Below are 24,580 nucleotides of genomic sequence, written 5' to 3' on the forward strand. Positions count from 1 at the left end.
AAATTATTTGAACTTACGCCGGGTTTCTATCATGCCCTTGAACTTATGTTCCGGCATGTGGATGTTTTCCCGGAATGTGCGCAGGCCTTCTGTAGACGGCTTGATGCGGCCAAGGGCGCTTTCCGGCACACCCAGGGTAATAAGCGCCTTGCGCAGCAGCAGCTCGCTGGTGCTACCCCAGTCAATGGAGAAATCCTCATAGGTAGCGGTGCCGCCATCCGGGAAAAATCCATCAAAATAATCTCCCTGGTTCTGGGAGTTCTTTGACCAGATGGATACGGCATACATATCCTTGCCGCCAATGGTGATGCCTACAAAACCAACCGGTTTGCCGTAAGTAGTATCGCCCACCAGCTTCACATTCATATATGGTTTCAGCACATTCATGGTAAGCTCACTGGCCGATGCTGTGGAACCGGTACCAATGAACACTACATTAGGAACATTTACGCTTTTCTTCTTGGAGAAATAGAAGGAGGGGTTGCTTACCCAATCGTCAAACACATCGCCCCAGGAATAATTGGCGCCAGGCACCTTTTTAGTTTTCAGGTAATTGCTGTATTGGTGGTTAGTAAGGTTAGTGTTGTAGTACTCCTTGTACATCAGCGAGGTATTGCCGGTACCAACGGAGGTAGGAGCTATGAGGTTGGCCAGGTATTCAGCCGTTTCTACTGAGCCGCCGCCATTGTAGCGGAGATCTATCACCAGGTCGGTTATATTGTTGGTAACAAAATTATCGAAGGCAGCATCCAGCTGGGTTTGAGTTTTATCCAGGGCAATGAACTGGTTGAATACCAGGTAACCTACGCGCTTACCGCCTACATTCAGCACGTTGCTGTACAGCACCGGGTTAATGTTGTAGTTAGCCACATTAAGGGTAACGGTAACGGAGGTAGCATCCGGCTTTTTAAGGGTAAGTGTTACGCTATTGCTGTAGTAGATGGCATTGCTGATCCGTGTTACGTTGGCATTGTTGTATTCCATATCAGTATTGCCATTAACCGCAGTTATTTGCCAGGTGCGGCGAATGCCTGCCTGGTAGGCAGGAGAACCGGGGTATACATAAAGCACACGAAGATCGCTTACATCATTGTAACCCAGGTCAAAACCGTAATCGCCGGCAATGCCTTCATTGATCTCACCGGCTATAGCTCCATTATCCAGGAAACCGTACTTATCCATGTTTTTGCCGGCTGCATTCTTTTTAAAGGAAATAAGGGCTTTGAACAGGTCATCCAGGGTGGAGTAGCTATTGGGCTTAAAGGTGGCAGAATCCGGTATCACATCATTCCACAGGTATTCATCCTTGAAAATGAAGTACATAGAATCTTTCACTGTAGCAATGTTACCACCGGTGCCGGTAGTGTCTGTAATGGGCGTAACAGGAGTTCCGTGATCTTTTTTACAGGCATTCAATAAGAATAGTAAAGCAACACAGCTCCCTACTAGGGCTCCCCAACGGTTAGATGACATAAGTTTATGGGTTTATTATTTACTTAAAGCTAATTAAATAAACGTTTCCTGCCTTTAAATGTTATCCGGTGAAGGGAATGCATCGGCCAGCAAGCTAAAATTATCTATAAAGCAATACGCCGGCCGCATTTTGGCCGTCCGGACCGCAATCATTTATCCGTATTAAACGCTTCCAGCTCCCGTGCTACCCTGTCAGCCCACTCCCGCTGGGCTGTTGTGTTTATGCTATGGCGGGTTTCCTCATCATATGCATCCTGCATGCGGTTCATTTCCCGGAAAGATTCCAGGTATTCATACTGGATCATGCTGTCGTAATCATCTTTGGTAAGCTCCATGTGCAGGAGTTTTTGTTTAAACCGCTGCACCACCAGCCAGGTAATATCAAAATGCAGCTGCTCATGGGCCAGGGAGTAACTATCCATAACACCGGCGCGTGCCCAGGAGGCGCTGCGGATAAAGAACACCTGCAGGTTAAGGGTAATGCGCAATGTATCTTTTTGCAAACGGCTGCTGCCTTCGTAAGAGAAGCTGGTAAAAGCTATGGCGCCACTATTGCCGGAAAGGGAGGGGATGCCCCGGAAATCAGACCAGCGCAGCCGGCGGGTGGGGTAAAAGAGGGTATCGCTATCGGGATCGTCCGGGCGGTTATCCATAGTGAACACCACCTTTATAACAGGTGTATCCTGCACGGCGGGCGGGCCTGCAGGGCTACCGGCAATGGGTAACAGCGCGTTTAATATACTCCAGAAAGGCAGTAACATTTCAGTTGGCAGCTCATAAAGCGGCCTGCTGTAATTTAAACGATTTTCCGGCGGAATGTATAAAAATCGTAATTTACAATTGACCAAAACAATCGTCCCATGTACGGCGGAGGATACATCTTTGATGAGCCCAACAAAAAACAGTTGCGCGAGGAGCAGCAGCATGATGACCCTGAAAAGCTGGCCATTTTTGAGGCGCGTATTTCCAAAGGGGAAAAGATAGAACCGGGCGACTGGATGCCGGCAGAATACCGGCGACAGCTAACCCGCCTGATAGAACAGCATGCCCATTCTGAAATAATAGGCGCTTTGCCGGAAGGCACCTGGATAACCCGTGCACCGGGCTTTAAACGCAAGCTGGCGCTGATAGCTAAAGTGCAGGATGAGATAGGCCATGGGCAGCTGCTGTATAATGCCGCAGAAACCCTGGGCAAAAGCCGGGAGGCTATGATCAATGACCTGCTGAGCGGTAAATCCAAATATTCCAATGTATTTAATTACCCGGCTAAAACCTGGGCGGATGTGACGGTGATAGGCTTCCTGATAGATGCGGCAGCCATTGTGAACCAGGTGGCTAATGCCAAAGGCTCCTACGGTCCCTACTGCCGTGCGCTGGAGCGCATTTGTTATGAAGAAAGCTTTCACCTGAAACAGGGGCATGATGCACTGATAGCGCTGGCTACGGGCACGCCTATGCAAAAGGATATGCTGCAGGATGCGCTGAACCGCTGGTGGCAGCCTATTATGCACTTCTTTGGCCCCCCTGATAAGGTATCACAGCATTCTGAAAAGCTGATGCAATGGCGGGTGAAAATGGCCAGTAATGATGAAATGAGGAACCAGTTCCTGGATACTTATGTACCAAAGCTATGGGAGCTGGGGCTTACCCTGCCGGATCCCCTGTTGCATAAAAATACGGAAACCGGCCGCTGGGAGTATACGGACCCTGACTGGGACCTGTTCTTTAAAGTGATCAACGGCGGCGGCCCCTGTAACCAGGAGCGGCTGCAGGTACGCAGGTGGGCGGAGGAAGAAGGGCGCTGGGTGCGTAAGGCATTAATGAATCCGAAAGAGAGAAGAGCCCTGCCCGTAGCGTAGGCATAGCTGCTTCCCGGGATAAGATATTGACAGCGTATAATAGTTACCGTTATGAACAAAGCTGCTTCCACGTACTACTACTTTCTGCAGTGTTTAAAAATGAAAATGCATGTCCAACCAATCATATGATCCACGTGTGAACCGCTTAAAGCTGGGGAATGCGGATGATCCCATTAAGGTAGAAGAAGGGGAGAACTGGAATGTGTACGAAGTATTTCACCAGGAAAAAAGAGGCGCCCATCATGAGCACGTAGGCTGTGTACATGCCCCGGACCCGCAGCTGGCGCTGGTATTTGCAAAAGAACAATTTGGCCGCCGTAAAAAATGCGTGAACCTGTGGGTGGTGCGCAGCGCGGATATACTGGCCTTTGACCTGGAGGATGAGGATATGTTTGCCAACAACCTGGAAAAAACGTATAGGGATGCCAGTGGGTTCAAAGTAATGGATAAGATCAACAAATTTAAAGGGGAGGCCGTAAAGCCGCCCAAAGCATAGTATTATGAATGCAGCCTTGCAAAAAGCTATTACCACACTTATTACCAGCATGGCAGATGATGCGCTGATCTTAGGCCACCGCAACTCTGAATGGACGGGGCTGGGGCCTATTATGGAAGAAGACATTGCCTTTTCCTCCATGGCGCAGGATAAAATAGGCCATGCCTGGGCTTTATACCGCATACTGCAGGAGCACCTGGGAGGGGAAGACCCTGACCAGTTTGCCTTTATGCGCGCTGCAAAGGATTTTACCTGCTGCCACCTGGCAGAGCTGCCTATTGGCGGCTACGACTTTAGCCTGATGCGGCATTTCCTGTTTGACCATGCGGAGGCAGTGCGTTATGAAAGCCTGCAGCAATGCAGCTTTGAGCCATTACAGCAGCTGAGCAAAAAAGTGAAGGGAGAATTAAAGTATCATACCCTGCATGCAGATGCCTGGTTATTACAGCTGTGCAGGGGAGGGGAAGAAAGCCGGCAGCGCATGCAGGCTGCTTTGGACCGCTGTTTTCCGCTGGCGGCCGGCATTTTTGAACCGGGCCCGCAGGATGCCTTATTGGCAGATGCCGGTATTTATCCCGGAGAGCAGGCGCTGTATGATAAATGGCTGAACACTATTTATCCCCTGCTGGTAAATGCATCCCTGAACTTGCCGGACCCCGCTGAGGTAGCGCCCCAATATGGCGGGCGCTATGGAAACCATACCCCACATTTGCAGGCGCTGTTGCAGGAAATGGGAGAAGTATTCAGGCTGGACCCCACGGCCGGCTGGTAAAATAAAAGCATATGACAACCGGAACCACCACCATTGCTGATATATACGCTGCCCTGGAACAGGTAATGGACCCGGAGATACCGGTATTGAATGTACTGGAGCTGGGCATGATCACCGGGGTAACGCTGTATGAGGGTACGGCTCATATAAAAATGATCCCTACGTTTGCGGCCTGCCCGGCTGTAAGCTACATTCAGCAAAATATACGGGCCACTGTAAACAAATTAACCGGCCTGCCCGTGCAGGTAACAGTGGATAAGGAAGTGCACTGGCAAAGCAACCGCCTTACCGACACGGCGAAAGAAAAGCTGCAGCATTTTGGAATAGCCGCCCCGCAGGTGCATGAGGGTGAGCTGCGTGCGGAAATTATGCTGAACACTCCCTGCCCGCATTGCCATAGTGAAAACACGTACCTGCGCTCCCCCTTTGGCTCCACGCTTTGCCGCGCCATTCATTACTGTAAAGATTGCGGGATGGTGTTTGAGCAGTTTAAACCTGTGGAGTAAATGCAGCACATGTGGGTGGGAATTTATATATTACAGCCCAAATAAAAGCTGCGCATGAAGATTGGCTTGTATTTCGGGTCCTTTAATCCTATACATACCGGGCACCTTATTATTGCTAACTATATAGCCTATAACACCGACCTGGATAAAGTTTGGCTGGTAGTATCCCCACAGAACCCGTTAAAGCCTTCCTCTTCCTTATTGAATGAGCATCACCGCTTTCACCTGGCAGAGCTGGCGGTACAGGGCGAGCCCCGCCTGCGGGCCAGCAACATAGAGTTTTCCTTACCACGCCCTTCCTATACCATTGATACGCTTACCTATCTGGCGGAGAAATTTCCTACGCAGGAATTTACCGTGATCATGGGCAGCGATAGTTTTCAGAACATTCGCCGCTGGAAGAATTATGAGCAGCTGATAAAGCATTATCCCATTTACGTTTATAAGCGTCCGGGGCATGAGGTAACTGAAACCTTTGGTGCTAATGTACAGGTGCTGGAAGCGCCTATGCTGGACATATCATCCACCCACATCCGGCAATGGATACAGCAGGGAAAATCCATCCGTTACCTGGTGCCGGATAATGTGGTAGCGTATATAGCGGAGAATAATTATTACAAATAGCAGCCGGCTAAGGTTTTACTTTAGCAGCAGCGCCTGTTTTTATCACCTTTACCTCGCGTTTTTTAACCAGGTACTCATTGGAATAGATCTTCAGCAATAGTATAAACATAGAGATCAGCAGCGGCCCAAAGATCAGCCCAATAAACCCGAACAGGTTTACGCCAACGATCACCCCAAAAACTGTTATCAGCGGGTGCACATCCCCTATTTTTTTAGCCAGCATCATACGGAATATATTATCTGAGGCGCCCACTATTACAAAGCCGTAGATGAGTATTGCAATACCCTGCCAGGTATGCCCTGCTGCAATCAGGTATACGCCCATGGGCACATATACGGCGGCGGCTCCTATAATGGGCAGCATGGCGCAAAAGCAGGTTACTGCAAACCAGAAAAAAGGTTGAGGCACGCCAAAAATAAAGTAGCCGAGCAGCGCTACCACTCCTTGTATAATAGCAATTAAGGGAATGCCAACTGCATTGGCAAAGATCATGGTGTGCAGCTCTTTACCCAGGCGTATCACATTTTCATCTTTCAGGGGAATATATTCATACAGGCCTTCCTCCATTTCCCTGGAGTATACCAGCATAAAATATAATACAAAGTACAGGATAGCAATGGCGGTTACGGTGTTAAAGGTGGCGCCTAATAACATGGGAAGCAGGCCGGTTACCGCTTCCTGCACTTTTTGCAGGCGCTCCGGTGTTAGCAGGCTAAAGCCCATACTGTGCTGCAGCCGGCCATCTACCATCTTAATACTCTGTATAAGCTCAGATGAATGGTTAATAGCATAGCTTATTTTATCGGTAAGCATGTTAATAAGCAAACCAATGGGCAGCAGTATAATAATAAAGGAAAGGAACATGAGGGTAGCGGCGGCCAGGCTTTTGCGCCATTGGCGTGTTTCTACCAGGTGCCGCATCCAGCGGCGGCAAAGTATATACATGGATAAGGCGCCCAGCAAACCGGGGAATAACCCATACAGTTCAGAAAACAGGAGCACCCCCCATAAAATAATGATCAGCAGGAAAAAGATCTGTTTGAGGCGGTCATTGTCGATATAGCTCATAGTAAAAGATACAATAGTTGAATGAATGGACAAGAGAAGCCATCCAAAGATTGAACCATTTAACCCGTGTTTTGTTCATACCTTGTATGTGCAATTATATAAATACAGCAACCATTAACATTTAAATGATACTTAACGCCGGTTTGTGGCAGTGCTAAAATGTTGGAATAATGTTTGTACCCCGTTCTTTACCCAAGTTTAAAACTCAATGTTTCATCTAAAAAAATAATCACTATGAGTAACAGTTCAAAAGCCGTTGTATCTTTCATTGTTGGCGCCGCTGTAGGCGTAGCTGTTGGTTACTTTCTGAATTCTGATAAAAAAGATGAGTTAGTGGATAAGCTGAAATATCAGACAGATAAGCTAAAAGACCGCTTTAAGAAAAAAAGGGAGCAATTTGAGGATGCCATAGAAAATGAGCTGGCATAATCCCCCTAAACTAATTTGCATGGAAGATAACTTTAGCAATTATTTTAACCAAACAGGCAAGGTTGCCAAAGAATATTTGGAAACCCGTTTGGACCTCATTAAGCTCCAGGCAGCAGGAAAGCTATCGAAAGCATTAGGGTTATTTTTTTCCCTGACCATGGCTTTCCTGCTGTTCTTTTTTGTGGTGGTGTTCCTGGGGATGGTAGTAGGTTTCTGGATTGGCGAGATAACCGGCAGCTATACGATCGGGTTTTCCTGTGCGGCCGGTTTATTTATAGTGCTGCTTATTATATTACTGGTTTTCCGTAAAGCCCTGATACAGCGGCCCCTGTCCAATATGCTGATTGCCGAACTGGTAGATGAGATGGTAGATGATAACCGGCAATCTGAAAAGGAACCTGCTGAATTTGAATCTGAAGAGGAGGAACCTGTAGCATAAATCCACACAACCCAAAACGGAATCCACGTAAAATCAATAAACGCGTTTACACATGCCTAAGGCAAAAATCGCTAAAATCAATAACGCAGATCACCTGGAGAGAGAGATTTCCCGTCTTAAAAAACGTACCCGCAAACTGGAGCTGGATCTGGGTGAACGGGTTGATTTTTTTAAGGACAACTACAAAACCATGGCCATTAACTCGGTAATACCGGGAGTGGGCAAACACAAAGGCTTTATAAGTATGGCTGCGCGGGTAGCCGGTATAGCCATGGGTAGTGGCAAGTTCAAGAACTTTGCTACCAGCGCCATTATGACGGCGGTGGAATTTGTGGGCGTACGCTTAGGTATAAACCTGTTCAGCAAGTACCAGCAGAACAGGAGAAAGAAAAGGGCGAGGAAAAAAGCCAGTGCCCGCGGGCGGGAAACGGAGCATGATGATGAATAGCTTAAAAGATGCAATACCAGCCGGCGCCTTTGAAGCCGGAGGTTAGCAGGACTTGTTATCAGCAAATAACCGGCAGCAGCTTAGCCCCAAACTTTAGTGCCCTCACTGCAGTTAGCACAAATATCAATATTCTTACGGCCTTCCATAATCTGGGTACGGAACCGCACATATTGTTCATTGAACCACAGGTCCCGGAACGACTGCTGTTTCAGATCGCCCAGCTTGTGCTGTGCATCTTTATCAAAACAGCAGGGCGCCACCAGCCCGTCCCAGGTAATAACAGGGGAGTGCCATAAGCGCCAGCACTGGTTACCCAGCTTGTTCTTGATGGCATAGGTACCATCTTCCTTGCGGCGGTAGCGGCTGTATTTATCAATCGTTGGAATCAGGCGGTTACCTTCTTCATAATCATATACCTGGGCCGTTTTAAAACGTACCTCATCAACCCCGATCTCCTTTGCCAGCTTTTTAATATCCTCTATCTGGTGCTCATTAGGTTTTACTACCAGGAATTGGAAGAAAACGAAGGGCTTTTTGGAATTCAGCTCTTTTTTCCATTTTACAATGTTCTTAGCGCCCTGGATCACTTTATCCAGCTGGCCGCCTACCCGGTATTGCGTGTATACGTCCTGGGTAGTACCATCTATAGAAATAATAAGCCTGTCCAACCCGCTTTCCACCGTTTTTTTGGCATTGGCCTCTGTAAGGTAATGCGCGTTGGTGGAGGTGGCAGTGTATAAACCTTTATCGCCTGCATACTTTACCATGTCCAGGAAACCGGGGTTCAGGTAAGGTTCTCCCTGGAAATAAAAGATGAGGTATAAGAGGTCTTTGGAAATTTCGTCGATGGTTTTCCGGAAAAAATCCTGCTGCAGCATACCGGTAGGCCGGGTAAAGGCCCGCAGGCCGCTGGGGCATTCGGGGCAGCGCAGGTTACAGGAGGTGGTAGGCTCAAAAGAGATGGATACCGGGTATCCCCACTGTACGGGCTTGCCTGTCCACTTACTCACGAAAAAGCTGCTCAGCACCTTACCAGCATTCCATGCCCGGCGAAGGGTGAACTTGGAAAGCAGGTTTAAGGAATCATTCAGATTAAATTCAGGCATACATCCGGGTACTTTGTATGTAAAAATAACACAACTATACATGTAACAGTAATAAAATATTGCGCTATACTTGTAGCTGCATAGTAAGTTCTCAGGGGGTGGTTGTTGCGCCCCATTTATTATTTGTAAAAAGGTTACATGCGCATTAACAAAGCGGGACGTTTATTAATAGTTTGTATAATAACAGCAGCCATTGCCGTGGTGGCATGGTGGTGGTGGCAGCGGCAGGAAGCGCTGAACTTTGTACGTTATGAGGAGTTTGGGATAGATATGCCGGTGAACTATGCCATACATGGCATAGATGTTTCCAAGTTCCAGAAAGAGATCAACTGGGATGCCGTGCAGCAGATGCAGGTTGATAAAATACGTATATCCTTTGCGTTTATAAAAGCAACGGAAGGTATTACCCGCCAGGATGCAGCATTTAAACGCAACTGGCAAAAAGCCGGGGAGGCCGGTCTTATACGGGGCGCCTACCATTTTTTTTATGCTACCCGCGATCCGCTGAAACAGGCGGTGAACTTTAAGAACGTGGTACAGCTTACTTCCGGCGACCTGCCACCCGTACTGGATATTGAAACGCATAACAACCAGCCGCCGGCAGTGATACGCAGCACCGCTAAAATATGGCTGGAGGAGCTGGAAAAAGCATATGGCATAAAGCCTATTATCTATACAAACCTGAAATTCTATAACACCTACCTGGGCGATGAGTTTAATGATTACCCGCTGTGGATAGCGCACTACTACCAGAAAGAACGGCCCCGGGTAGACCGGGAATGGGTGTTCTGGCAGCACAGTGATATTGGCAGGGTAAATGGGATAAAAACAATTGTAGACTTTAATGTATTCCGGGGCGATAGTGCGGCGTTAATGAAAATGTGCCTGCCCTGATAAGTGGTTCAATAGCTCACCTAAATACCTGCACCATGGAACCCACCGGACCAGAAGAACAGAAAGACCCGTTTAAGTCGGAGATAGTGCTGTATTTTATAAAGATCACACGCACATTGTTCCTGGGTTTTTTCTGGATGATGATAAATGTTTTCCTGGGGCTGTTCCTGGGGTTTGCCGTACCGGACCAATCCACACCGGGCCGCATGATATTTTTTTATGCCTTTGCCACGATCACACTGGGCGCTTATTTGTATATGGTGTGGAAGTGGTGGAGAAGAAAAATAGATATTTAGTGGGCAGTGGGCAGTGGGCAGTCAGCAGTGGGCAGTGGGCAGTCAGCAGTCAGCAGTCAGCAGTCAGCAGTCAGCAGTCAGCAGTCAGCAGTCAGGAAGATGCGCCGCAAAAATATGAATATAAATGGGAGCTATATAAACCATGTTCAAAAAACTTTACCCAACAAAGGGTTTCATACTGCCCACTGCCAACTAATGACTGCCAACTATTTCCTGTTCCCCAGCTCCATCGTCCAGTAAATATCAAACTTACCTACGGCCAGCTCCTTAAAGTTTGCATCCATCATGTTATAACAGTGTTTAGGACTGTTAAGCCAGCCCAGTACCACAGCCTGTTCATCCATCCGGCCTTTTGCAATATTTTCACCATAGTATAACCAGGGGTAGCCGGCGGCACTCAGGCGCTGGCCGGGATTGGTGCCGTCCGGTGAGTTATGGTCAAAGTAATTTTGTGTGTACATATCCTTGCTATGCAGCCAGGCCGCTTTTTCCAGTGTTATGTTCCAGGTAAGGGCGGGCACGGGCGGCATTTTATCGGTACCACAATTACAGCCGCGGCTGCGCAGGCCATTTACCAGGCGTAATAAAGCGGTTCTGTTCACCACATTTTCCGGGAAGCTGTCGGTTACCGGTGCAGAGCTATCCGGTGTAATGGAAGTAACGGGCGGGTTCACATTATTTTCTTTTCCGCAATCAATAAATAATAGCGCAACAAATACGGGGGCTATAAATCGTAAAAAGCCGGTCATTATTACCAGTTAAAAAAGTTAGGAATAATCAGTTACCGGTTTGAGATAGAATTGGGTTAAAATTAAATACCGGTTTTGTTCAGAGGAAAGGGTTAAAACAGACTCTTGGGTATCAAAGATAAGTGGCTGATTTGAAACTAAAATGGACCAAAACAGATTTATTTGCCCCGCATATATAAAAAACAAAACCAGTTGTTCCCTTGGGACCGGGAGCAACTGGCTGTCAAAGGGTTAACTCAGATGCTAAAATTATTTAATTGCTTTATTCAGATCACGGTGTTTTTTAATCCTGTCGTGCGACAGTTTTAATTCGCCATACTGGCGGGTGATCACATCCAGCACGTGCTGCGGTATCTCAATTTCATTGGTCAGCGCCATGTTATACACCCGCAACGTTACATCCTCACCGTACTCGCAGGAGGCCAGGATACTGGTATCACTATTTGCAGTGAAGTCGGCCTTCAGATCCATCCAGGTGCGGTATAGATCGCCACCCAGGCTGGTGTCTACTTCTTCTTCACTGCCCATGTCCTTCAGCAGCCGGTTCAGCTCAAAAGCATATTCCCGGCTTTGGTCGGCCATGGATTGAAAAATGTGCTGTAATCCCGGCTCATCTGTTTGCCCTGCCGCTGTAGCATAACCTGCCGATCGGTCGTTGTTCACCCGCACAAGGTCGTTCAGCGTGCTAACAAGATCTGTGTACATTATCATAACTCACATTTTAAAAGGTGCATAAACGTTGTCACGATCTACAATAGCTCATGCTGCAAATATGCTACCTGAAAACTTTTGATGATGCGCACCATATCGTCATGCGAGGTGCCGGTTTTTTTCTGCAGGCGTACAATCAGTTCCTGTTCTTTGCCATACTCATAAGTAAGGTCTTCTTCGGAGAGGTGGGAGTAACGTTTTTGCAATCTCTTCTTCAGCTCCCACCAGTTGTGCAACTGGATCTTCATAAACAACAGCTTTAATTTTTAAAAATAAATAGGGGAATGAGAAAAAAGACTTTTCAATTTCTGTGCCTGCTCGTTAAGAGTTGGTTATCAGGGCTAAAAGTGGCTACTGCAATCGAGTGACAGCATGCTGCCAGTTATTTTTAGTCCCACTACTTGGGGAACGCTGCCGCACAGGTTGTGGAATCTGCGCATCACATTAAGGCTTACAAGTGCCTGTGGCTGCGGGGTACATGAATGGAATAAACTTTGTTACTTATTCCTTTACCTGACATAAACAGAGTAGCCTATGTCGCAACAGAAAAACACATCGGACAAAAAGAATACGGATACGAAAGTAGACCATTCTAAAAAGCCGGCAGAGATATTAAAAACCAGCAAGGCTGATACGCGCACTAACCCGCTGCGGGCAGAATTGTCGGAAAAACCTACTAAAGAGAATAAGGCGGTGAGAGATAGTGAGGAGAGAAGAAAAGATAACACTTGACTCACCATATCGATTAATAAAATTGGAAACTCCCGTCAACATTTTTAACTATTTAGGGAACAGTGTTTAGTCATAGTTCTTCTTTAATGTTGTGGTGTATAGCAGGCCGTCCCATTCCTGGGATGGTTTTCTTTTTTAGGGAAGTTCTAACTACTATGATCTGCAATGATCTTCCAGGCGCCATTTATTTTCCGGATCAGGAGGGTAAAATGCCCCTGCAGGTTGCCCACACTGCGTTGCAGGTGCCATTGACCTACCAGGAAGTAAAGCTCCGGCGTTAATTGTTTAAGTTCCAGTAAATTAAAGTGCAGCTGGCCCATAGTGGCCGTATCGGGGTACGATTTTTTATAGCGGTCCAGGGTGGCCTGCCAGCCTTTGGTAATGCCGTTTTTACCAATAAACAGCAAAGAATCCGACTGCCAGTAGGTTTGCATAAAAACCGGGATGTTGCCCTTGTTCCAGGCATCGGTTTGCTGCTGCATCAGCTGCCGGATAGCGGCTTCCGGTGTTTGCTGGGCATTAATATGGGAGCAAGGCAGCTGGGCCAACACTGTCAAAAGGGTAGCATACAGGAGGAAACGCATGTTGAATTTTTAATAAAAGATAAACAGTTTTTAGCTAGGAGGCAAGTATGATTATGCTACCTTTGCAAGCACGATCAACAAAAATAGCTTTATCAACACGTTAAAATCAATAGCTTATGCCAGGATTTGAATTATTTGGCGCCGAGGAGAGGAAAGAGGTAAATGATGTTTTGGAAACCGGCATTTTTATGCGTTACGGGTTTGATGGTCCCCGTAAAGGCATCTGGAAAGCGAAAGAACTGGAACAGGCAATCAGCAGCAAGCTGAATGTACCATATACGCAGCTTACCTCCAGCGGTACCACTGCCCTTACCACTGCGCTGGCAGCATTGGGTGTTGGCGCCGGCGATGAGGTGATTATGCCTACTTTCACCTTTGTAGCCAGCTTTGAAAGTATCTTTTCTGTAGGGGCCACCCCGGTGCTGGTGGATGTGGATGATACCCTTACCCTGGATCCCCGCGCAGTAGAAGCCGCCATTACACCACGCACCAAAGTGATTATGCCTGTGCACATGTGCGGTGCCATGGCCGACCTGGATGCGCTGAAAGCCATTTGCGAAAAGAATAACCTGATACTGCTGGAAGATGCCGCCCAAAGCTTTGGCGCCAGCTATAAAGGCAAAGCCCTGGGATCTATAGGGCATGCCGGCATTTTTTCTTTCGACTTTGTAAAAACTGTTACCTGTGCCGAAGGCGGCGCTGTGGTAACCAGTGATAAAGACCTGTACCTGAAATGCGATGCCTACTCCGACCACGGACATGACCACCTGGGTGTGGACCGCGGGGCAGACCTGCATCCGTTTATGGGGCAGAACTTCCGGATCTCCGAGCTGCATGCAGCCGTGGGGCTGGCGCAGGTGCGCAAGCTGGATAAATTCCTGGCCATACAACGCAGCACCAAGAAAATATTTAAAGACGCTTTAGCAAGCATACCGGAAGTAAGCTTCCGCCGCCTGCCGGATGAAGCGGGTGACAGCGCTACTTTCCTGGGCTTTTTCCTGCCGGAAGAAAACCAGGCGCGCGCTGCAGCCGCTGCCATGAAAGCCGCCGGGCTGGCTGCTTTTTACTGGTTTGATAATAACTGGCACTACATCCGCAACTGGGAACATTTTAAGCAAAGCGCTACCCTAAATCACTTTGCACCAGGCCTGCAACAGGCGCTGGAATTATATAAGATCAAACAGTTCCCGGTATCTGACGCTATTATTAGCCGCTGCATCTGCACCCCCATTAACCTGGGCTGGAGCGAAAGCGAAATAAAAGAAAGAGCAGATAAGCTGGTGAAGGCTGTAAAGAGCGCATTATAATTCAACTATGAAAAGTATTGCTTTAATACCTGCGCGTTACGGGGCCACCCGTTTTCCCGGTAAGCTAATGGCCAAGCTGGGAGAGAAGTCTGTAATACTGCGCACCTATGAATCTACGGTAAATACCGGCGTGTTTGACGAGGTAATGGTGGTAACGGACAGCGATGTGATATACCGGGAAATTACCGGCAATGGCGGCAAAGCTGTAATGAGTAAAAAAGAGCATGAATGCGGTACAGACCGTATAGCCGAAGCCGTAACCGGTATGGACGTGGATATTGTAGTGAATGTGCAGGGCGATGAACCCTTTACCCAAAAGGCGCCGCTGGAAAAACTATTGAAGGTTTTTGAAGGCGAAGCCGGCAAACAGGTGCAGGTAGCTTCCCTGATGCAGGAGCTGAAAGACTGGACCTCCATTGAAGATCCTAACTATGTAAAAGTGGCGGTGGACAAGCAATTTAACGCGCTGTTCTTTTCCCGCTCCGTAATACCCTACCCGCGCGATAAGCAGGTGAAAAGCATTTATTACGAGCATATTGGCATTTACGCTTTCCGCAAACAAACCCTGCTGGAATTTACACAGCTGCCGGTAAGCCCGCTGGAAGCCGCGGAAAAAATAGAATGCCTGCGCTACCTGGAAAATGGTATTCCCATGAAAATGGTGGTAACGGAATATATGGGTGTGGAGATAGATACACCGGAGGACCTGGAGAAAGCAGCGCGGCTGTTGTAATTAATAATGAAGAATGAATAATTAATAGTGATTGGTGGGGTTGGATTGTATGTAATAATAAGTAAGGTATGAAATTCAGAAATTTTAAGCTGGTAGGTTATGTAATATTCGGCCGGGGTGCGTTTAACCAGTTAGATGAAATACTGGCGCCGCAGCGCAAGGGCGATGCACCTATGATCTTTTTCGTGGATCAGTTCTTTAAGGATAAACCGGCTTTTACCGGCCGTATACCTTTGCAGGGCAAGGATAAGGTTGTGTTCATTGATGTAACGCATGAGCCTAAGACGAAGTATGTAGACCAGCTGCGCGATGAGCTGAAAGCAGAATTTGGCCAGGTATCCGGCATTATTGGTATTGGCGGTGGCTCCACCATGGACATGGCCAAAGCAGTAAGCCTGATGATGACCAACCCAGGCTCCTCCGCCGACTACCAGGGCTGGGACCTGGTAAAGCAGCCCGGTGTGTACAAAGCCGGGATACCCACGCTTTCCGGTACCGGTGCTGAAGTAAGCCGTACTACGGTGCTTACCGGGCCTACCCGTAAGCTAGGCATGAACTCTGACTATACGCCATTTGACCAGATTGTGCTGGACCCGGAGTTAATAAAAGACGCGCCTATTAACCAGCGGTTCTATACTGCTATGGACTGTTATATACACTGCGTAGAATCACTGGAAGGTACTTACCTGAACGCCTTTAGCCGCTCCTATGGCGAAAAGGCGCTGGAGCTGTGCCAGGAAATATTCCTGAAAAAACCGCACTGGGATGATGATGCAGATGAAAAGCTGATGATGGCCTCTTATGCCGGCGGTATGAGCATTGCCTACTCACAGGTAGGCGTGGCGCATGCAGTAAGCTACGGCCTTAGCTATGTGCTGGGTACTCACCATGGCGTTGGTAACTGTATTGTGTTTGATAAGCTGGAAGAGTTTTACCCGCAGGGGGTAAAGGAGTTTAAGGAAATGGTGCAGCGCCATAACGTAACCATTCCTCAGAACATTACCAAAGGCATGAGCGCTGCGGATGTGGATAAGATGATAGATGTATCATTAAGCCTGGCGCCTTTGTGGGAAAATGCGCTGGGTAAGGATTGGCAGCAGCAGATGACGAGGGAAAGGCTAAGGGATTTGTATGCTAAATTGTAGCATAAAGCGCAAAGCATAAAGCAGAAAGCAAAAGGGAGAAAGCAAATTAGAGGCTTGTTGTACGCGATGTAATGTGTATAAACATAATAAAGTAAAACGCCTAACGAACATTCGTTAGGCGTTTTACTTTATAGCAGATAATGTAGTTGCTTTATGCTTTGCGCTTTATGCTTTCAGCTTCTCACAGCCACCTCCTGAAAGGCGCCTTCATATGCACCAGTCTCCACATAACTTTCAGGCGGCGGTTGTCGTAAATCAGCATCATGTACACAAGCGCTACCAGGCAGCCTACGCCCATTACGCCAAAGGCCAGGGGAAAATAGGACGCGTTGTTATGATAGATATAGGCAGAAAAATAAGCGCCCAAACCGATACCTGCTTCCATGGCAATGTACATGGTAGCCAGCGCCCGGCCGCGGTGTGCGGGATCGCCCAGGTCAACCGTCCAGGCAGTAACGGCAGGAGAGTTTAACCCTACGGATACACCGTATATGATTGCTGCCACCATCATCAGATACGGCGTGGTGGCCATGGCCAGCATGAACAGCGCTATGGCCATGGTAGCCGTAGATATTTTAAGCACGGGTAAGCGGCCGTATTTATCCGATAACTTACCGGCCAGCAAACGGATACCGATAGATGCGCCGGTAAAGAAGGTAAAGAACAGGCCTTTGTTATGAATACCCAGGTATTGACTAAAATCAGGAATAATTGTGAGTAAAGCGCCGTAACTTAGGAAGCAGAAAAAGGTAACGATCACCGGCGCCAGCACCAGCGGCTCAAATATTTCGTGACGGGATATTTTCAGCAGCGAAGGGCTAAAACGTTGCCGGCTGGGTTTAGGCAGGGTTTCTTTAAGACCGCCGATCAGTATTACGACAGACAGTAACGCAAATACGGCAGATACCTGGAACATTACATAAATATTCCAGCGGGCAGCAATGAAACCTCCAATGGCAGGGCCTAAAGCCAGGCCAATGGTGCTAAACAATCCTACCATACCCATCGCCTCTGCACGCCGGTTATTAGGCACCAGGTCAGAGATGTAAGCGGAGGTACCGGTAGGTTTGAAACCAGTGGAGAAACCATGAAAGAAACGCAACAGCAGGAACGCACCTACAGAACTTATCAGCGGGTATAACAGGCTGCAAATTACACATACAACAGAGCCGAAGATCATTACGGGAACGCGGCCTACCTTATCTGTCAATTTGCCGCTAAAAGGACGGGAGAGACCTGCCATTAAGGTAAATAATGCCAGGATATAACCTTTATAATCCGCGCCGCCCATGCTGGTAAGATAAGCCGGCAGCTCAGGGATCAACATATTGTAACTAGCGGAGAATACTGCATTACTGAGGCAAAGTAGAACGAAATGCAAAGTGTACATTCTCCCCGACGACTGTTCCATACCACAAAATTAGGAAGTATGGCACAAAAATAGCGAAGTAACCGGCACCACCGCCTACTATTTTAGTAGGATTTTTCAGGGCACGTCTTGTTTAACCACCTTAAAATATTAACTATGACAACAATGACCGCAAAAGCAACAACAGAAAAACACAAAGAGATGAAAGCAAACATCGGCATTTCAGAAAAGAACTTACAGGCAGTAGCCCTGGAGTTAAATAAATGCCTGGCAGACCTGATGGTGTTATACACCAAAACCCGCAACTACCACTGGAACATTGAAGGTTCCAACTTTATGGAGATGCACAAGTTTTACGAGAACCAGTATGAAGAGCTGGCAGAGGCGATCGATGCAATGGCAGAACGTATACGCGCCCTGGGCCACTATGCAGAAGGCCGCCTGAGCGACTTCCTGAAGCTTACCAGCCTGGTAGAGCAGGAGTACACCAATGATCAGCAGGTACAGTTGGGCCACCTGCTGGATGATCATGAAACCATCATCCGTAACCTGCGCCGTTTAATAGACGAGCTGGACGAAAAATACAAAGACAAAGGCACCAGCGATTTCCTGACCGGCCTGCTGACCAGTCATGAAAAAACCGCATGGATGATCCGCTCTTACCTGAAATAATGCACTACTGTAAAATAACGGCAGGCCGCAGATCTTTTGTAATATTACGCAACTAAACCCCCTGGCTTATGGACAGTAATACAGAGCTTCGGCTTGCCGTATTAATAGACGCCGACAACATTCCCCATTCCAACATAAAAGCCATGCTGGAGGAAATAGCCAAATATGGCATTCCTACCTTCAAAAGAATTTATGGCGACTGGACCAAACCTCACCTTACGGGCTGGAAAACCGTATTGCTTGAAAATGCCATTAATCCTGTACAGCAATACAGCTATACGGTAGGCAAAAATGCAACGGATTCCGCCATGATCATTGATGCCATGGACATCCTGTACACCGGGCGTGTGGACGGGTTTTGCCTGGTAAGCAGCGACAGCGATTTTACGCGGCTGGCCACCCGCCTGCGGGAAGCCGGCATGCGCGTATTTGGCCTGGGCGAAATGAAAACGCCTACCGCCTTCCGGGCCGCCTGTGATAAGTTCATTTACCTGGAAATATTACGGCAAAACCAGGAGGCCGAGGCAGAAGCCGAAACGGAGACCGCAGCAGCCAAGAGCAATAACCGCAAAGCAAAACCAAAGGCAAAAGCCATTAACAAGGCCGGCCGGGAAGTGATCAAGCTACTTTCATCCAGCATTAATGATATTGCAGATGAAGATGGCTGGGCCTACCTGGGAGAGCTGGGCAACCTGTTATTGAAAAAACAGCCGGACTTCGATGCCCGTAACTACGGCTTTAACAAGCTGGTACAGCTTATTAAAAGCATTGACCGTTTTGAGATAGATATCCGCGACAGCGGTAAGAAAATGGGTAAGCTGGTATACGTAAAAGTGAAGTAACATGGCAAAGATCATTGCCATACAGGGTGATATTACCAAAGTGGAAGCCGATGCCATTGTAAATGCAGCCAATACCTCCCTGATGGGCGGCGGCGGGGTGGATGGGGCCATACACCGGGCCGGAGGCCCGGCCATACTGGACGACTGCCGTAAGATAGTAGCCCGGCAGGGAGGCTGCCCCACCGGCGAAGCCGTGATCACCACTGCCGGCCGCTTACCGGCTAAATATGTGATACATACCGTAGGCCCGGTATGGAACGGCGGCCATAAAAAGGAGGCAGAAAAGCTGGCCAGCTGTTACCGGAATTCCCTGCAGCTGGCGGTAGACAATGGCGTAAAGACCATTGCCTTCCCAAACATCAGCACAGGCATTTATCATTTTCCCAAAGCACAGGCGGCAAAGATTGCGGTGAAAACCATCCGGGACTTTTTAGCGCAGGAAGATAGCATTGAGCAGGTGATACTGGTTTGTTTTGACGGAGAGAATTTGCAGTACGCTCAGGAAGCGCTGCAGGAGGGGCAATAAAAAAAGCCCCGGGAATGCCGGGGCCGTATATAAAGAGATTAATTTAATCTAAGTAAGCAACTAGCGCTTTACATACTTCACAGTAGCATACAGCAGCATCAGCACAAACAGGGCAATAACAACATAGATCATAATACCACCCACTTTATCAAAGGTTTTATAAAACTCAGAGGTTTGTACTGTTAAGAATGTTTGTAACATGATTAAAGCGTTTAATTGTGGCTGCAAGTTAGGGCATTCCCTTTAAAAATCCCATAGCAGCCGCCGTTTAATATGCGGCCAGTTGTTGAATACATTGATCCAGCCGGGATTTTGCCAGAAAATTTTTTTCCAGCTCCGCCGCAAAAGGTACCGGTGTATCCAGGCTGGCGCAGCGCATAATAGGCGCATCCAGCTGCTGGAAGCAGTGCTCCGCTATCCAGGCGCTGATCTCTCCCCCCAGGCCGCCGGTGAGCGTATCCTCATGCAGTATCAGCACTTTACCGGTTTGGGTTACCGCCTGGCTAATGGCGTCATAGTCCAGCGGCAGCAATGTGCGCAGGTCCAGGATGTGGAGGGACAGCTCCGGATGCTGCCGTGCATAGTCCAGCGCCCAGTGCACGCCGCTGCCGTAAGTGATAATGCTTATGTCCGTGCCTTCCTGCACCAGGCTGGCCTTACCGATTTCTATGGGAAACCAGCCTTCCGGCACCGGGCCGCTAATGCTGCGGTACAGGGCTTTGTGCTCAAAATACAATACCGGGTTCGGATCTGTCAGGGCCGCCAGCAGCAGGCCATAGGCATCTGCCGGGGAAGAAGGATATACCACCTTTAACCCCGGTGTATGGGTAAACCAGGCTTCATTACTCTGTGAATGGAAGGGCCCTGCGCCCACGCCGCCGCCCGCCGGCAGGCGGATGACCACATCGGCGTGCTGCCCCCAGCGGTAATGGATCTTAGCCAGGTTATTTACGATCTGGTTAAAACCACAGCTCACAAAATCAGCGAACTGCATTTCTATCATGCTTTTATAGCCCATAATGGAAAGGCCCAGGCCAGCGCCAATGATAGCGCTTTCACACAGGGGGGTATTGCGCACGCGTGCTTTGCCAAACTGCGCCAGCAGGCCATCTGTGATCTTGAAAGCACCGCCATATTCAGCAATATCCTGCCCCATGAGTACCAGGTTAGGAAACTGCTCCATGGCGGTTTTTAATCCGGCGGCAATAGCGTCTATAAAACGCAGCTCGCGGGTGGTGTCGGCAGCTTTGTGGTGAATGGCCGGCGCCGGGGCGTAAATGTCTGCCAGCTCCTGCGCTGTATCCGCTACAAGGACGGTTTCTGTTAATGCATCATGAACCGTGGCATCAATATATTGTTTCTGTTGCTGGTGAATAGCGCTGATCTTCTCATCATCCAGCAGGCCTATAAAACGCAGAAAGGCTTCATAGTGATGGATAGGATCTTTCTGCGCCCATTCTTCCAGCAGGGCGGGGGGTACGTATTTGGTGCCGCTGGCTTCCTCGTGCCCACGCATGCGGAAGGTAAGGGCCTCTATGAGCACCGGCTTTTGCTCCCGCAGGGCATAGGCCTTTGCTTCGGCTACGGTGTTATACACTTCCAGCAGGTTATTACCATCTATACGCAGGCTATGCATGCCGTAACCAATGGCCTTATCTGTTAGCTGCTGGCAGCGGTATTGCTCTGCTACGGGGGTGCTTAAACCGTAGCCGTTGTTTTCTATGAGGAAGATGACCGGCAGGCCCCACACGGCAGCTACGTTCAGCGCTTCATGAAACTCGCCTTCGCTGGTGCCGCCTTCGCCGGTAAATACCAGGGTAACTTTTTGCTGCCCGGCCAGGGTATGGGCCAGGGCAATACCATCTGCAACAGAAAGCTGCGGGCCCAGGTGGGAGATCATGCCGCAGATATGGTGCTCCCGGCTGCCAAAATGAAAGCTGCGTTCCCGCCCCTGGCTGTAGCCCTGCCGACTGCCCTGCCATTGCAGGAAGAGCTTGTGCAGCGGCATATTACGGGTGGTAAATACGCCCAGGTTGCGGTGCAGAGGCAGGATCCACTCATCCGGCGCCAGGGCCAGGGTAGCGCCTACGGCAATGGCTTCCTGGCCTATGCCGGAGAACCATTTGCTGATCTTGCCCTGCCGCAGCAGGAGCAGCATTTTCTCCTCTACTAACCTGGGATAGAGTATAGCGTGATAAAAATCCAGCAACTGCTCATCGCTGATCAATGTCCTGTTAAAGTACATGCCGGACTGGTTTAATTACGGATTATCAATTACGAATTGTGATCGAAGCGGTTGTCAATGGCGGGTGCGTGTTACTGTTAAATGTACTTCCTAATTTGTACTAATGATTACAAACTAAATGTCAGTAATGGTTGCCGTATTGACTATTACACTTCTTAATTCGTATTACCAATTTACAAATTGTGATCGAAGCGAATGTTAATTGCGGGTTGTTTTAATGATTACCTGTATTCTAAACTGTTGGCGACTATAAACTATGAATTGTGAAATGAATGTCCGGTACGGGTTGCTTTATTGGCTACCCATCCTTCTTAATTCTTATTACCAATTACGAATTGCTTTTCCATTCGCACTCCCAATTCGCAATTATTCATATCATAATTGCTTTCAATGGCATTCCCCGCGCCGCTTTGGGCGGGGTCGTAATTGATAATTCGTAATTAAAATCAATCCCGGTCATTATCTCCGCCTGCCAGGCTATGCATAATGCTGTTGACCACGGTCATAACAATACTGAACAGCAAAGCCCACCAGAAACCATCTACCCGGAAGCCGGATACCAGCCGTGCGGCCAGCAAAATAATAACGGCATTAATAACCAGCAGGAACAGACCGAGGGTAACTACCGTAGCCGGCAGGGTAAGGATCACCAGCACGGGGCGTACCAGCAGGTTCAGGATAGCCAGCACAAAGGCCAGTATGAGCGCCGTTAAGAAGTTATTTATCTTAACCCCGGGCAGCAGGTAAGCGGTGACCATGGCGGCTAGTGCACTTACCAGCAGGCGGATCAAAAAGTTCATAAACAAATATTTATACAGAAAGTTAAGAAAATAGCGTTATAAAACATGACGTAAACGTAACAGCCGGAAAAGCGAACTTCCAGGCAAACATATTATTTTTGTATTTAATAAACCATATGTGTATGCGAAAACCATTTACCTGGTTACTGGCAATGGCCGGTACAATCACAATTGCTTTTGCGGCCTGTAGTAAAGATGATGATAAAGAGGGACCGGACAACTCCGTAATTGCAGGTACCTGGCGCTTTGAAGTAGGCATTGATTCCCTGTTTAATAAGCAAAACCAGCTGATATCTGTAGATACGCTGGATGTGGAAGACCCGGCTAACACGCATATTACTTTTCAGCAGAACGGGAAATTCTCTTCCAACCTGAATGATACTACAGTTACAGGCACCTATACGCTGGTGAATGCCCAAACCCTGGAGCTAAGCAGCAATGGCAGCGTACCGCAGCAGGTGAACATTGTAACCTTAAACAGCACGCAGCTGGTACTTTCCTCTACGGATACGGATTTTGGAAATGGTAACTACAGTAAGGAATACTTCTATTTAAAAAAGTAAACTGCCAAGTTTTCTATAGTAAAAATGAAAAAAGGATGGAGCGCAAGCCCATCCTTTTCTATTTTAGATTTACGATTTCAGATTTTAGATTTGCTGGAGTGGAGTCTTTCTCCAAAATCTAAAATCAAAGAAAATTATCGCTATCGCGGTAAGCTTTTATTACAGCCAGCTCTCCTTCCTTACCCTGCCCGGAATTACCGTGCTCCATGCCCAGCACACCTTTGTAGCCTTTTTCGTGCAGGTGTTTAAAAATGTTCTTATAGTTGATCTCACCGGTGCCGGGCTCTTTACGGCCGGGGTTATCGCCGATCTGTATGTAGGCAATTTCATCCCAGCACATATCCATCATAGGTATGAGGTGGCCGGTATTGCGCTGCATATGGTAAATATCATAGAGTATTTTGCAGGAAGGGCTGTTCACCGCCCGGCAGATCTCGTAGGTTTGATCGGCAGTGCGCAGGAACAGCTCCGGCGTATCGCTCAGCGGTTCCAGCACCATTACCAGGCCCTGTGGCTCCAGTATTTCTGCACCGCGGCGCAGGGCATCGATCACGTTACCGGTTTGCACGCCAATAGGCAGCTTGCGTTCAAAAAAGCCCGGCACTACGGTAGCCCATTTGGCATTACAGCGTTTGGCCGTATCCAGGGAGGCTTTGCAGGTTTTTAAAAAGGTATCCACAAATTCCTGCTTGCCGGTGGTGAGGGATACTTTCCAGTTATCGCCACTGTCAATTACAAATACGCCCATCTGCATACCCAGCTTAGCCAGCAGGTTACCGATCTTTTCCTGCATGGCAGGCTCTCTTTTCAACATGCCATTATCTTCAATGGAACGGAAACCCTGGTCGTGCATGAACCGGATCTGGTCCAGGAAATCGTCGCCGGCGCTGTTCTTGAACATACCATCATGCGGCGCGTAGTTCATGTTAAAAGTTTTTTCTGCTGCCGGCGTCGTTGTGCCGTTAGCAGTTTTACCGGCTGCCTGTGCGCCGCCAAAAGCCAGGGCCGATATACCGGCCAGGGTACCTTGTTGCAGGAAGGTTCTTCTTTCCATAACGTTTAGGAGGGTTAAGGGTGATGCTTTTATGAGGTATTAAATTTAATAGGTTTTAGATGGAAATACTAACCCGCTTAAAAATTAGTATTGGATTCCACTAATGGATTTAATAAATTCACCCAACCACGCTAAAA

The 24,580-nt window shown here is 48.2% G+C and carries 31 protein-coding genes; 18 read left to right on the top strand and 13 right to left on the bottom strand.

Annotation, left to right across the window (positions count from 1 at the left end):
* Positions 1-3: 3 nt before the first annotated feature.
* On the bottom strand, positions 4-1,473 hold the full coding sequence (locus tag BMZ54_RS04765) for a S41 family peptidase (RefSeq protein WP_089906971.1): 1,470 nt from the start codon (positions 1,471-1,473) through the stop codon (positions 4-6).
* A 149-nt stretch (positions 1,474-1,622) separates the two neighbouring features.
* Positions 1,623-2,234, bottom strand: coding sequence for a hypothetical protein (locus tag BMZ54_RS04770; RefSeq protein WP_089906972.1), 612 nt, complete (start codon positions 2,232-2,234; stop codon positions 1,623-1,625).
* A 99-nt stretch (positions 2,235-2,333) separates the two neighbouring features.
* On the opposite strand from BMZ54_RS04770, the gene paaA reads away from it, so the two are divergent.
* The 5 genes from paaA (at position 2,334) to nadD (ending at position 5,730) form a co-directional block, all read left to right on the top strand.
* Positions 2,334-3,332, top strand: a complete 999-nt coding sequence (gene paaA, locus BMZ54_RS04775; RefSeq protein WP_089906973.1) for a 1,2-phenylacetyl-CoA epoxidase subunit PaaA — start codon at positions 2,334-2,336, stop codon at positions 3,330-3,332.
* A gap of 109 nt (positions 3,333-3,441) precedes the next feature.
* The gene (locus BMZ54_RS04780; protein WP_089906974.1) at positions 3,442-3,828 is read left to right on the top strand and encodes a 1,2-phenylacetyl-CoA epoxidase subunit B; all 387 of its coding nucleotides are present in this window, start codon (positions 3,442-3,444) and stop codon (positions 3,826-3,828) included.
* Between the two features lie 4 nt (positions 3,829-3,832).
* Positions 3,833-4,600, top strand: a complete 768-nt coding sequence (gene paaC, locus BMZ54_RS04785) for a 1,2-phenylacetyl-CoA epoxidase subunit PaaC (protein ID WP_089906975.1) — start codon at positions 3,833-3,835, stop codon at positions 4,598-4,600.
* 11 nt (positions 4,601-4,611) lie between these two features.
* Positions 4,612-5,106 carry a 1,2-phenylacetyl-CoA epoxidase subunit PaaD gene (gene paaD / locus BMZ54_RS04790; RefSeq protein ID WP_089906976.1) on the top strand — a complete coding sequence of 165 codons (495 nt, stop codon included), beginning with the start codon at positions 4,612-4,614 and terminating at the stop codon, positions 5,104-5,106.
* Between the two features lie 54 nt (positions 5,107-5,160).
* Positions 5,161-5,730 (top strand): nicotinate (nicotinamide) nucleotide adenylyltransferase, encoded by a 570-nt coding sequence (gene nadD, locus BMZ54_RS04795; RefSeq protein ID WP_089906977.1) that lies wholly within the window; start codon positions 5,161-5,163, stop codon positions 5,728-5,730.
* A gap of 7 nt (positions 5,731-5,737) precedes the next feature.
* On the opposite strand, the gene BMZ54_RS04800 is transcribed toward nadD, so the two are convergent.
* Positions 5,738-6,799: an AI-2E family transporter gene (locus BMZ54_RS04800; protein WP_089906979.1), complete on the bottom strand. Its 1,062-nt coding sequence runs from the start codon at positions 6,797-6,799 to the stop codon at positions 5,738-5,740.
* A gap of 234 nt (positions 6,800-7,033) precedes the next feature.
* Between BMZ54_RS04800 and BMZ54_RS04805 the strand changes: the two genes are divergently transcribed.
* Genes BMZ54_RS04805 through BMZ54_RS04815 form a run of 3 tightly spaced genes read left to right on the top strand, consistent with a single transcriptional unit; the run spans position 7,034 to position 8,115 of the window.
* A complete protein-coding gene (locus tag BMZ54_RS04805) occupies positions 7,034-7,228 on the top strand; it encodes a YtxH domain-containing protein (RefSeq protein ID WP_089906981.1) in 195 nt (64 codons plus the stop codon).
* A 19-nt stretch (positions 7,229-7,247) separates the two neighbouring features.
* Positions 7,248-7,667, top strand: a complete 420-nt coding sequence (locus tag BMZ54_RS04810; protein ID WP_089906983.1) for a hypothetical protein — start codon at positions 7,248-7,250, stop codon at positions 7,665-7,667.
* A 52-nt stretch (positions 7,668-7,719) separates the two neighbouring features.
* The gene (locus BMZ54_RS04815) at positions 7,720-8,115 is read left to right on the top strand and encodes a hypothetical protein (RefSeq protein WP_089906984.1); all 396 of its coding nucleotides are present in this window, start codon (positions 7,720-7,722) and stop codon (positions 8,113-8,115) included.
* A gap of 80 nt (positions 8,116-8,195) precedes the next feature.
* Here BMZ54_RS04815 and BMZ54_RS04820 read toward each other — a convergent pair whose 3' ends face one another.
* The gene (locus tag BMZ54_RS04820) at positions 8,196-9,221 is read right to left on the bottom strand and encodes a radical SAM/SPASM domain-containing protein (RefSeq protein ID WP_089906986.1); all 1,026 of its coding nucleotides are present in this window, start codon (positions 9,219-9,221) and stop codon (positions 8,196-8,198) included.
* A 138-nt stretch (positions 9,222-9,359) separates the two neighbouring features.
* On the opposite strand from BMZ54_RS04820, the gene BMZ54_RS04825 reads away from it, so the two are divergent.
* Positions 9,360-10,115, top strand: coding sequence for a glycoside hydrolase family 25 protein (locus BMZ54_RS04825; protein WP_089906988.1), 756 nt, complete (start codon positions 9,360-9,362; stop codon positions 10,113-10,115).
* A 35-nt stretch (positions 10,116-10,150) separates the two neighbouring features.
* The gene (locus BMZ54_RS04830) at positions 10,151-10,411 is read left to right on the top strand and encodes a hypothetical protein (protein ID WP_089906990.1); all 261 of its coding nucleotides are present in this window, start codon (positions 10,151-10,153) and stop codon (positions 10,409-10,411) included.
* Between the two features lie 206 nt (positions 10,412-10,617).
* Here BMZ54_RS04830 and BMZ54_RS04835 read toward each other — a convergent pair whose 3' ends face one another.
* From BMZ54_RS04835 to BMZ54_RS04845, 3 genes are all read right to left on the bottom strand, one after another.
* Complete coding sequence (locus BMZ54_RS04835) at positions 10,618-11,160, bottom strand: CAP domain-containing protein (protein WP_089906992.1); 543 nt, start codon at positions 11,158-11,160, stop codon at positions 10,618-10,620.
* Positions 11,161-11,409: 249 nt separating this feature from the next.
* Positions 11,410-11,871, bottom strand: a complete 462-nt coding sequence (locus tag BMZ54_RS04840; protein ID WP_089906995.1) for a PA2169 family four-helix-bundle protein — start codon at positions 11,869-11,871, stop codon at positions 11,410-11,412.
* A gap of 38 nt (positions 11,872-11,909) precedes the next feature.
* Positions 11,910-12,119 (bottom strand): hypothetical protein, encoded by a 210-nt coding sequence (locus BMZ54_RS04845; protein ID WP_089906996.1) that lies wholly within the window; start codon positions 12,117-12,119, stop codon positions 11,910-11,912.
* A 286-nt stretch (positions 12,120-12,405) separates the two neighbouring features.
* Between BMZ54_RS04845 and BMZ54_RS04850 the strand changes: the two genes are divergently transcribed.
* On the top strand, positions 12,406-12,603 hold the full coding sequence (locus tag BMZ54_RS04850) for a hypothetical protein (protein WP_089906998.1): 198 nt from the start codon (positions 12,406-12,408) through the stop codon (positions 12,601-12,603).
* A gap of 146 nt (positions 12,604-12,749) precedes the next feature.
* Here the strand turns inward: BMZ54_RS04850 and BMZ54_RS04855 are convergent, their stop codons facing one another.
* A complete protein-coding gene (locus BMZ54_RS04855; protein WP_089907000.1) occupies positions 12,750-13,187 on the bottom strand; it encodes a YybH family protein in 438 nt (145 codons plus the stop codon).
* Positions 13,188-13,303: 116 nt separating this feature from the next.
* On the opposite strand from BMZ54_RS04855, the gene BMZ54_RS04860 reads away from it, so the two are divergent.
* The 3 genes from BMZ54_RS04860 (at position 13,304) to BMZ54_RS04870 (ending at position 16,372) form a co-directional block, all read left to right on the top strand.
* Entirely contained in the window at positions 13,304-14,494 is a 1,191-nt protein-coding gene (locus tag BMZ54_RS04860; RefSeq protein WP_089907001.1) for a DegT/DnrJ/EryC1/StrS family aminotransferase, read from the top strand.
* A gap of 7 nt (positions 14,495-14,501) precedes the next feature.
* Positions 14,502-15,227 (top strand): 3-deoxy-manno-octulosonate cytidylyltransferase, encoded by a 726-nt coding sequence (gene kdsB / locus BMZ54_RS04865; RefSeq protein ID WP_089907003.1) that lies wholly within the window; start codon positions 14,502-14,504, stop codon positions 15,225-15,227.
* Between the two features lie 68 nt (positions 15,228-15,295).
* Complete coding sequence (locus BMZ54_RS04870) at positions 15,296-16,372, top strand: iron-containing alcohol dehydrogenase family protein (protein ID WP_089907005.1); 1,077 nt, start codon at positions 15,296-15,298, stop codon at positions 16,370-16,372.
* Positions 16,373-16,553: 181 nt separating this feature from the next.
* On the opposite strand, the gene BMZ54_RS04875 is transcribed toward BMZ54_RS04870, so the two are convergent.
* A complete protein-coding gene (locus tag BMZ54_RS04875) occupies positions 16,554-17,783 on the bottom strand; it encodes an MFS transporter (RefSeq protein WP_089907008.1) in 1,230 nt (409 codons plus the stop codon).
* Positions 17,784-17,897: 114 nt separating this feature from the next.
* On the opposite strand from BMZ54_RS04875, the gene BMZ54_RS04880 reads away from it, so the two are divergent.
* The 3 genes from BMZ54_RS04880 to BMZ54_RS04890 all read left to right on the top strand — a co-directional run bounded on the left by BMZ54_RS04880 (position 17,898) and on the right by BMZ54_RS04890 (position 19,781).
* Positions 17,898-18,413 (top strand): Dps family protein, encoded by a 516-nt coding sequence (locus tag BMZ54_RS04880; protein WP_238386491.1) that lies wholly within the window; start codon positions 17,898-17,900, stop codon positions 18,411-18,413.
* 68 nt (positions 18,414-18,481) lie between these two features.
* Positions 18,482-19,255 carry an NYN domain-containing protein gene (locus tag BMZ54_RS04885; RefSeq protein ID WP_089907009.1) on the top strand — a complete coding sequence of 258 codons (774 nt, stop codon included), beginning with the start codon at positions 18,482-18,484 and terminating at the stop codon, positions 19,253-19,255.
* Position 19,256: 1 nt separating this feature from the next.
* Positions 19,257-19,781, top strand: a complete 525-nt coding sequence (locus BMZ54_RS04890; protein WP_089907012.1) for an O-acetyl-ADP-ribose deacetylase — start codon at positions 19,257-19,259, stop codon at positions 19,779-19,781.
* A 60-nt stretch (positions 19,782-19,841) separates the two neighbouring features.
* On the opposite strand, the gene BMZ54_RS32895 is transcribed toward BMZ54_RS04890, so the two are convergent.
* The 3 genes from BMZ54_RS32895 to BMZ54_RS04900 form a co-directional block, all read right to left on the bottom strand.
* Positions 19,842-19,982, bottom strand: coding sequence for a hypothetical protein (locus tag BMZ54_RS32895; RefSeq protein ID WP_156093008.1), 141 nt, complete (start codon positions 19,980-19,982; stop codon positions 19,842-19,844).
* A 67-nt stretch (positions 19,983-20,049) separates the two neighbouring features.
* Positions 20,050-22,026, bottom strand: a complete 1,977-nt coding sequence (locus BMZ54_RS04895; protein ID WP_089907014.1) for an alpha-ketoacid dehydrogenase subunit alpha/beta — start codon at positions 22,024-22,026, stop codon at positions 20,050-20,052.
* Between the two features lie 446 nt (positions 22,027-22,472).
* A complete protein-coding gene (locus BMZ54_RS04900; protein WP_089907016.1) occupies positions 22,473-22,826 on the bottom strand; it encodes a phage holin family protein in 354 nt (117 codons plus the stop codon).
* Positions 22,827-22,948: 122 nt separating this feature from the next.
* Here BMZ54_RS04900 and BMZ54_RS04905 point away from each other — a divergent pair, with 122 nt between their 5' ends.
* A complete protein-coding gene (locus tag BMZ54_RS04905) occupies positions 22,949-23,389 on the top strand; it encodes a lipocalin family protein (protein WP_162277473.1) in 441 nt (146 codons plus the stop codon).
* A 124-nt stretch (positions 23,390-23,513) separates the two neighbouring features.
* Here BMZ54_RS04905 and BMZ54_RS04910 read toward each other — a convergent pair whose 3' ends face one another.
* Positions 23,514-24,443 carry a hydroxypyruvate isomerase family protein gene (locus tag BMZ54_RS04910; RefSeq protein ID WP_089907020.1) on the bottom strand — a complete coding sequence of 310 codons (930 nt, stop codon included), beginning with the start codon at positions 24,441-24,443 and terminating at the stop codon, positions 23,514-23,516.
* Positions 24,444-24,580: the final 137 nt, after the last annotated feature.

It is taken from the genome of Chitinophaga rupis (assembly GCF_900109685.1).
GTDB lineage: Bacteria > Bacteroidota > Bacteroidia > Chitinophagales > Chitinophagaceae > Chitinophaga > Chitinophaga rupis.

Coding starts and splice junctions, on each gene's coding strand:
- BMZ54_RS04805 (WP_089906981.1), top strand. CDS start 7,034: ATGAGTAACAGTTCAAAAGCCGTTGTATCTTTCATTGTTGGCGCCGCT.
- BMZ54_RS04905 (WP_162277473.1), top strand. CDS start 22,949: ATGCGAAAACCATTTACCTGGTTACTGGCAATGGCCGGTACAATCACA.
- nadD (WP_089906977.1), top strand. CDS start 5,161: ATGAAGATTGGCTTGTATTTCGGGTCCTTTAATCCTATACATACCGGG.
- BMZ54_RS04830 (WP_089906990.1), top strand. CDS start 10,151: ATGGAACCCACCGGACCAGAAGAACAGAAAGACCCGTTTAAGTCGGAG.
- BMZ54_RS04815 (WP_089906984.1), top strand. CDS start 7,720: ATGCCTAAGGCAAAAATCGCTAAAATCAATAACGCAGATCACCTGGAG.
- BMZ54_RS04835 (WP_089906992.1), bottom strand. CDS start 11,160: ATGACCGGCTTTTTACGATTTATAGCCCCCGTATTTGTTGCGCTATTA.
- BMZ54_RS04895 (WP_089907014.1), bottom strand. CDS start 22,026: ATGTACTTTAACAGGACATTGATCAGCGATGAGCAGTTGCTGGATTTT.
- BMZ54_RS04765 (WP_089906971.1), bottom strand. CDS start 1,473: ATGTCATCTAACCGTTGGGGAGCCCTAGTAGGGAGCTGTGTTGCTTTA.
- BMZ54_RS04840 (WP_089906995.1), bottom strand. CDS start 11,871: ATGATAATGTACACAGATCTTGTTAGCACGCTGAACGACCTTGTGCGG.
- BMZ54_RS04825 (WP_089906988.1), top strand. CDS start 9,360: ATGCGCATTAACAAAGCGGGACGTTTATTAATAGTTTGTATAATAACA.
- BMZ54_RS04780 (WP_089906974.1), top strand. CDS start 3,442: ATGTCCAACCAATCATATGATCCACGTGTGAACCGCTTAAAGCTGGGG.
- paaD (WP_089906976.1), top strand. CDS start 4,612: ATGACAACCGGAACCACCACCATTGCTGATATATACGCTGCCCTGGAA.
- BMZ54_RS04845 (WP_089906996.1), bottom strand. CDS start 12,119: ATGAAGATCCAGTTGCACAACTGGTGGGAGCTGAAGAAGAGATTGCAA.
- BMZ54_RS04860 (WP_089907001.1), top strand. CDS start 13,304: ATGCCAGGATTTGAATTATTTGGCGCCGAGGAGAGGAAAGAGGTAAAT.
- BMZ54_RS04820 (WP_089906986.1), bottom strand. CDS start 9,221: ATGCCTGAATTTAATCTGAATGATTCCTTAAACCTGCTTTCCAAGTTC.
- BMZ54_RS32895 (WP_156093008.1), bottom strand. CDS start 19,982: ATGTTACAAACATTCTTAACAGTACAAACCTCTGAGTTTTATAAAACC.
- kdsB (WP_089907003.1), top strand. CDS start 14,502: ATGAAAAGTATTGCTTTAATACCTGCGCGTTACGGGGCCACCCGTTTT.
- BMZ54_RS04855 (WP_089907000.1), bottom strand. CDS start 13,187: ATGCGTTTCCTCCTGTATGCTACCCTTTTGACAGTGTTGGCCCAGCTG.
- BMZ54_RS04770 (WP_089906972.1), bottom strand. CDS start 2,234: ATGTTACTGCCTTTCTGGAGTATATTAAACGCGCTGTTACCCATTGCC.
- BMZ54_RS04880 (WP_238386491.1), top strand. CDS start 17,898: ATGACAACAATGACCGCAAAAGCAACAACAGAAAAACACAAAGAGATG.
- BMZ54_RS04875 (WP_089907008.1), bottom strand. CDS start 17,783: ATGGAACAGTCGTCGGGGAGAATGTACACTTTGCATTTCGTTCTACTT.
- BMZ54_RS04870 (WP_089907005.1), top strand. CDS start 15,296: ATGAAATTCAGAAATTTTAAGCTGGTAGGTTATGTAATATTCGGCCGG.
- BMZ54_RS04910 (WP_089907020.1), bottom strand. CDS start 24,443: ATGGAAAGAAGAACCTTCCTGCAACAAGGTACCCTGGCCGGTATATCG.
- paaA (WP_089906973.1), top strand. CDS start 2,334: ATGTACGGCGGAGGATACATCTTTGATGAGCCCAACAAAAAACAGTTG.
- paaC (WP_089906975.1), top strand. CDS start 3,833: ATGAATGCAGCCTTGCAAAAAGCTATTACCACACTTATTACCAGCATG.
- BMZ54_RS04850 (WP_089906998.1), top strand. CDS start 12,406: ATGTCGCAACAGAAAAACACATCGGACAAAAAGAATACGGATACGAAA.
- BMZ54_RS04885 (WP_089907009.1), top strand. CDS start 18,482: ATGGACAGTAATACAGAGCTTCGGCTTGCCGTATTAATAGACGCCGAC.
- BMZ54_RS04810 (WP_089906983.1), top strand. CDS start 7,248: ATGGAAGATAACTTTAGCAATTATTTTAACCAAACAGGCAAGGTTGCC.
- BMZ54_RS04890 (WP_089907012.1), top strand. CDS start 19,257: ATGGCAAAGATCATTGCCATACAGGGTGATATTACCAAAGTGGAAGCC.
- BMZ54_RS04800 (WP_089906979.1), bottom strand. CDS start 6,799: ATGAGCTATATCGACAATGACCGCCTCAAACAGATCTTTTTCCTGCTG.
- BMZ54_RS04900 (WP_089907016.1), bottom strand. CDS start 22,826: ATGAACTTTTTGATCCGCCTGCTGGTAAGTGCACTAGCCGCCATGGTC.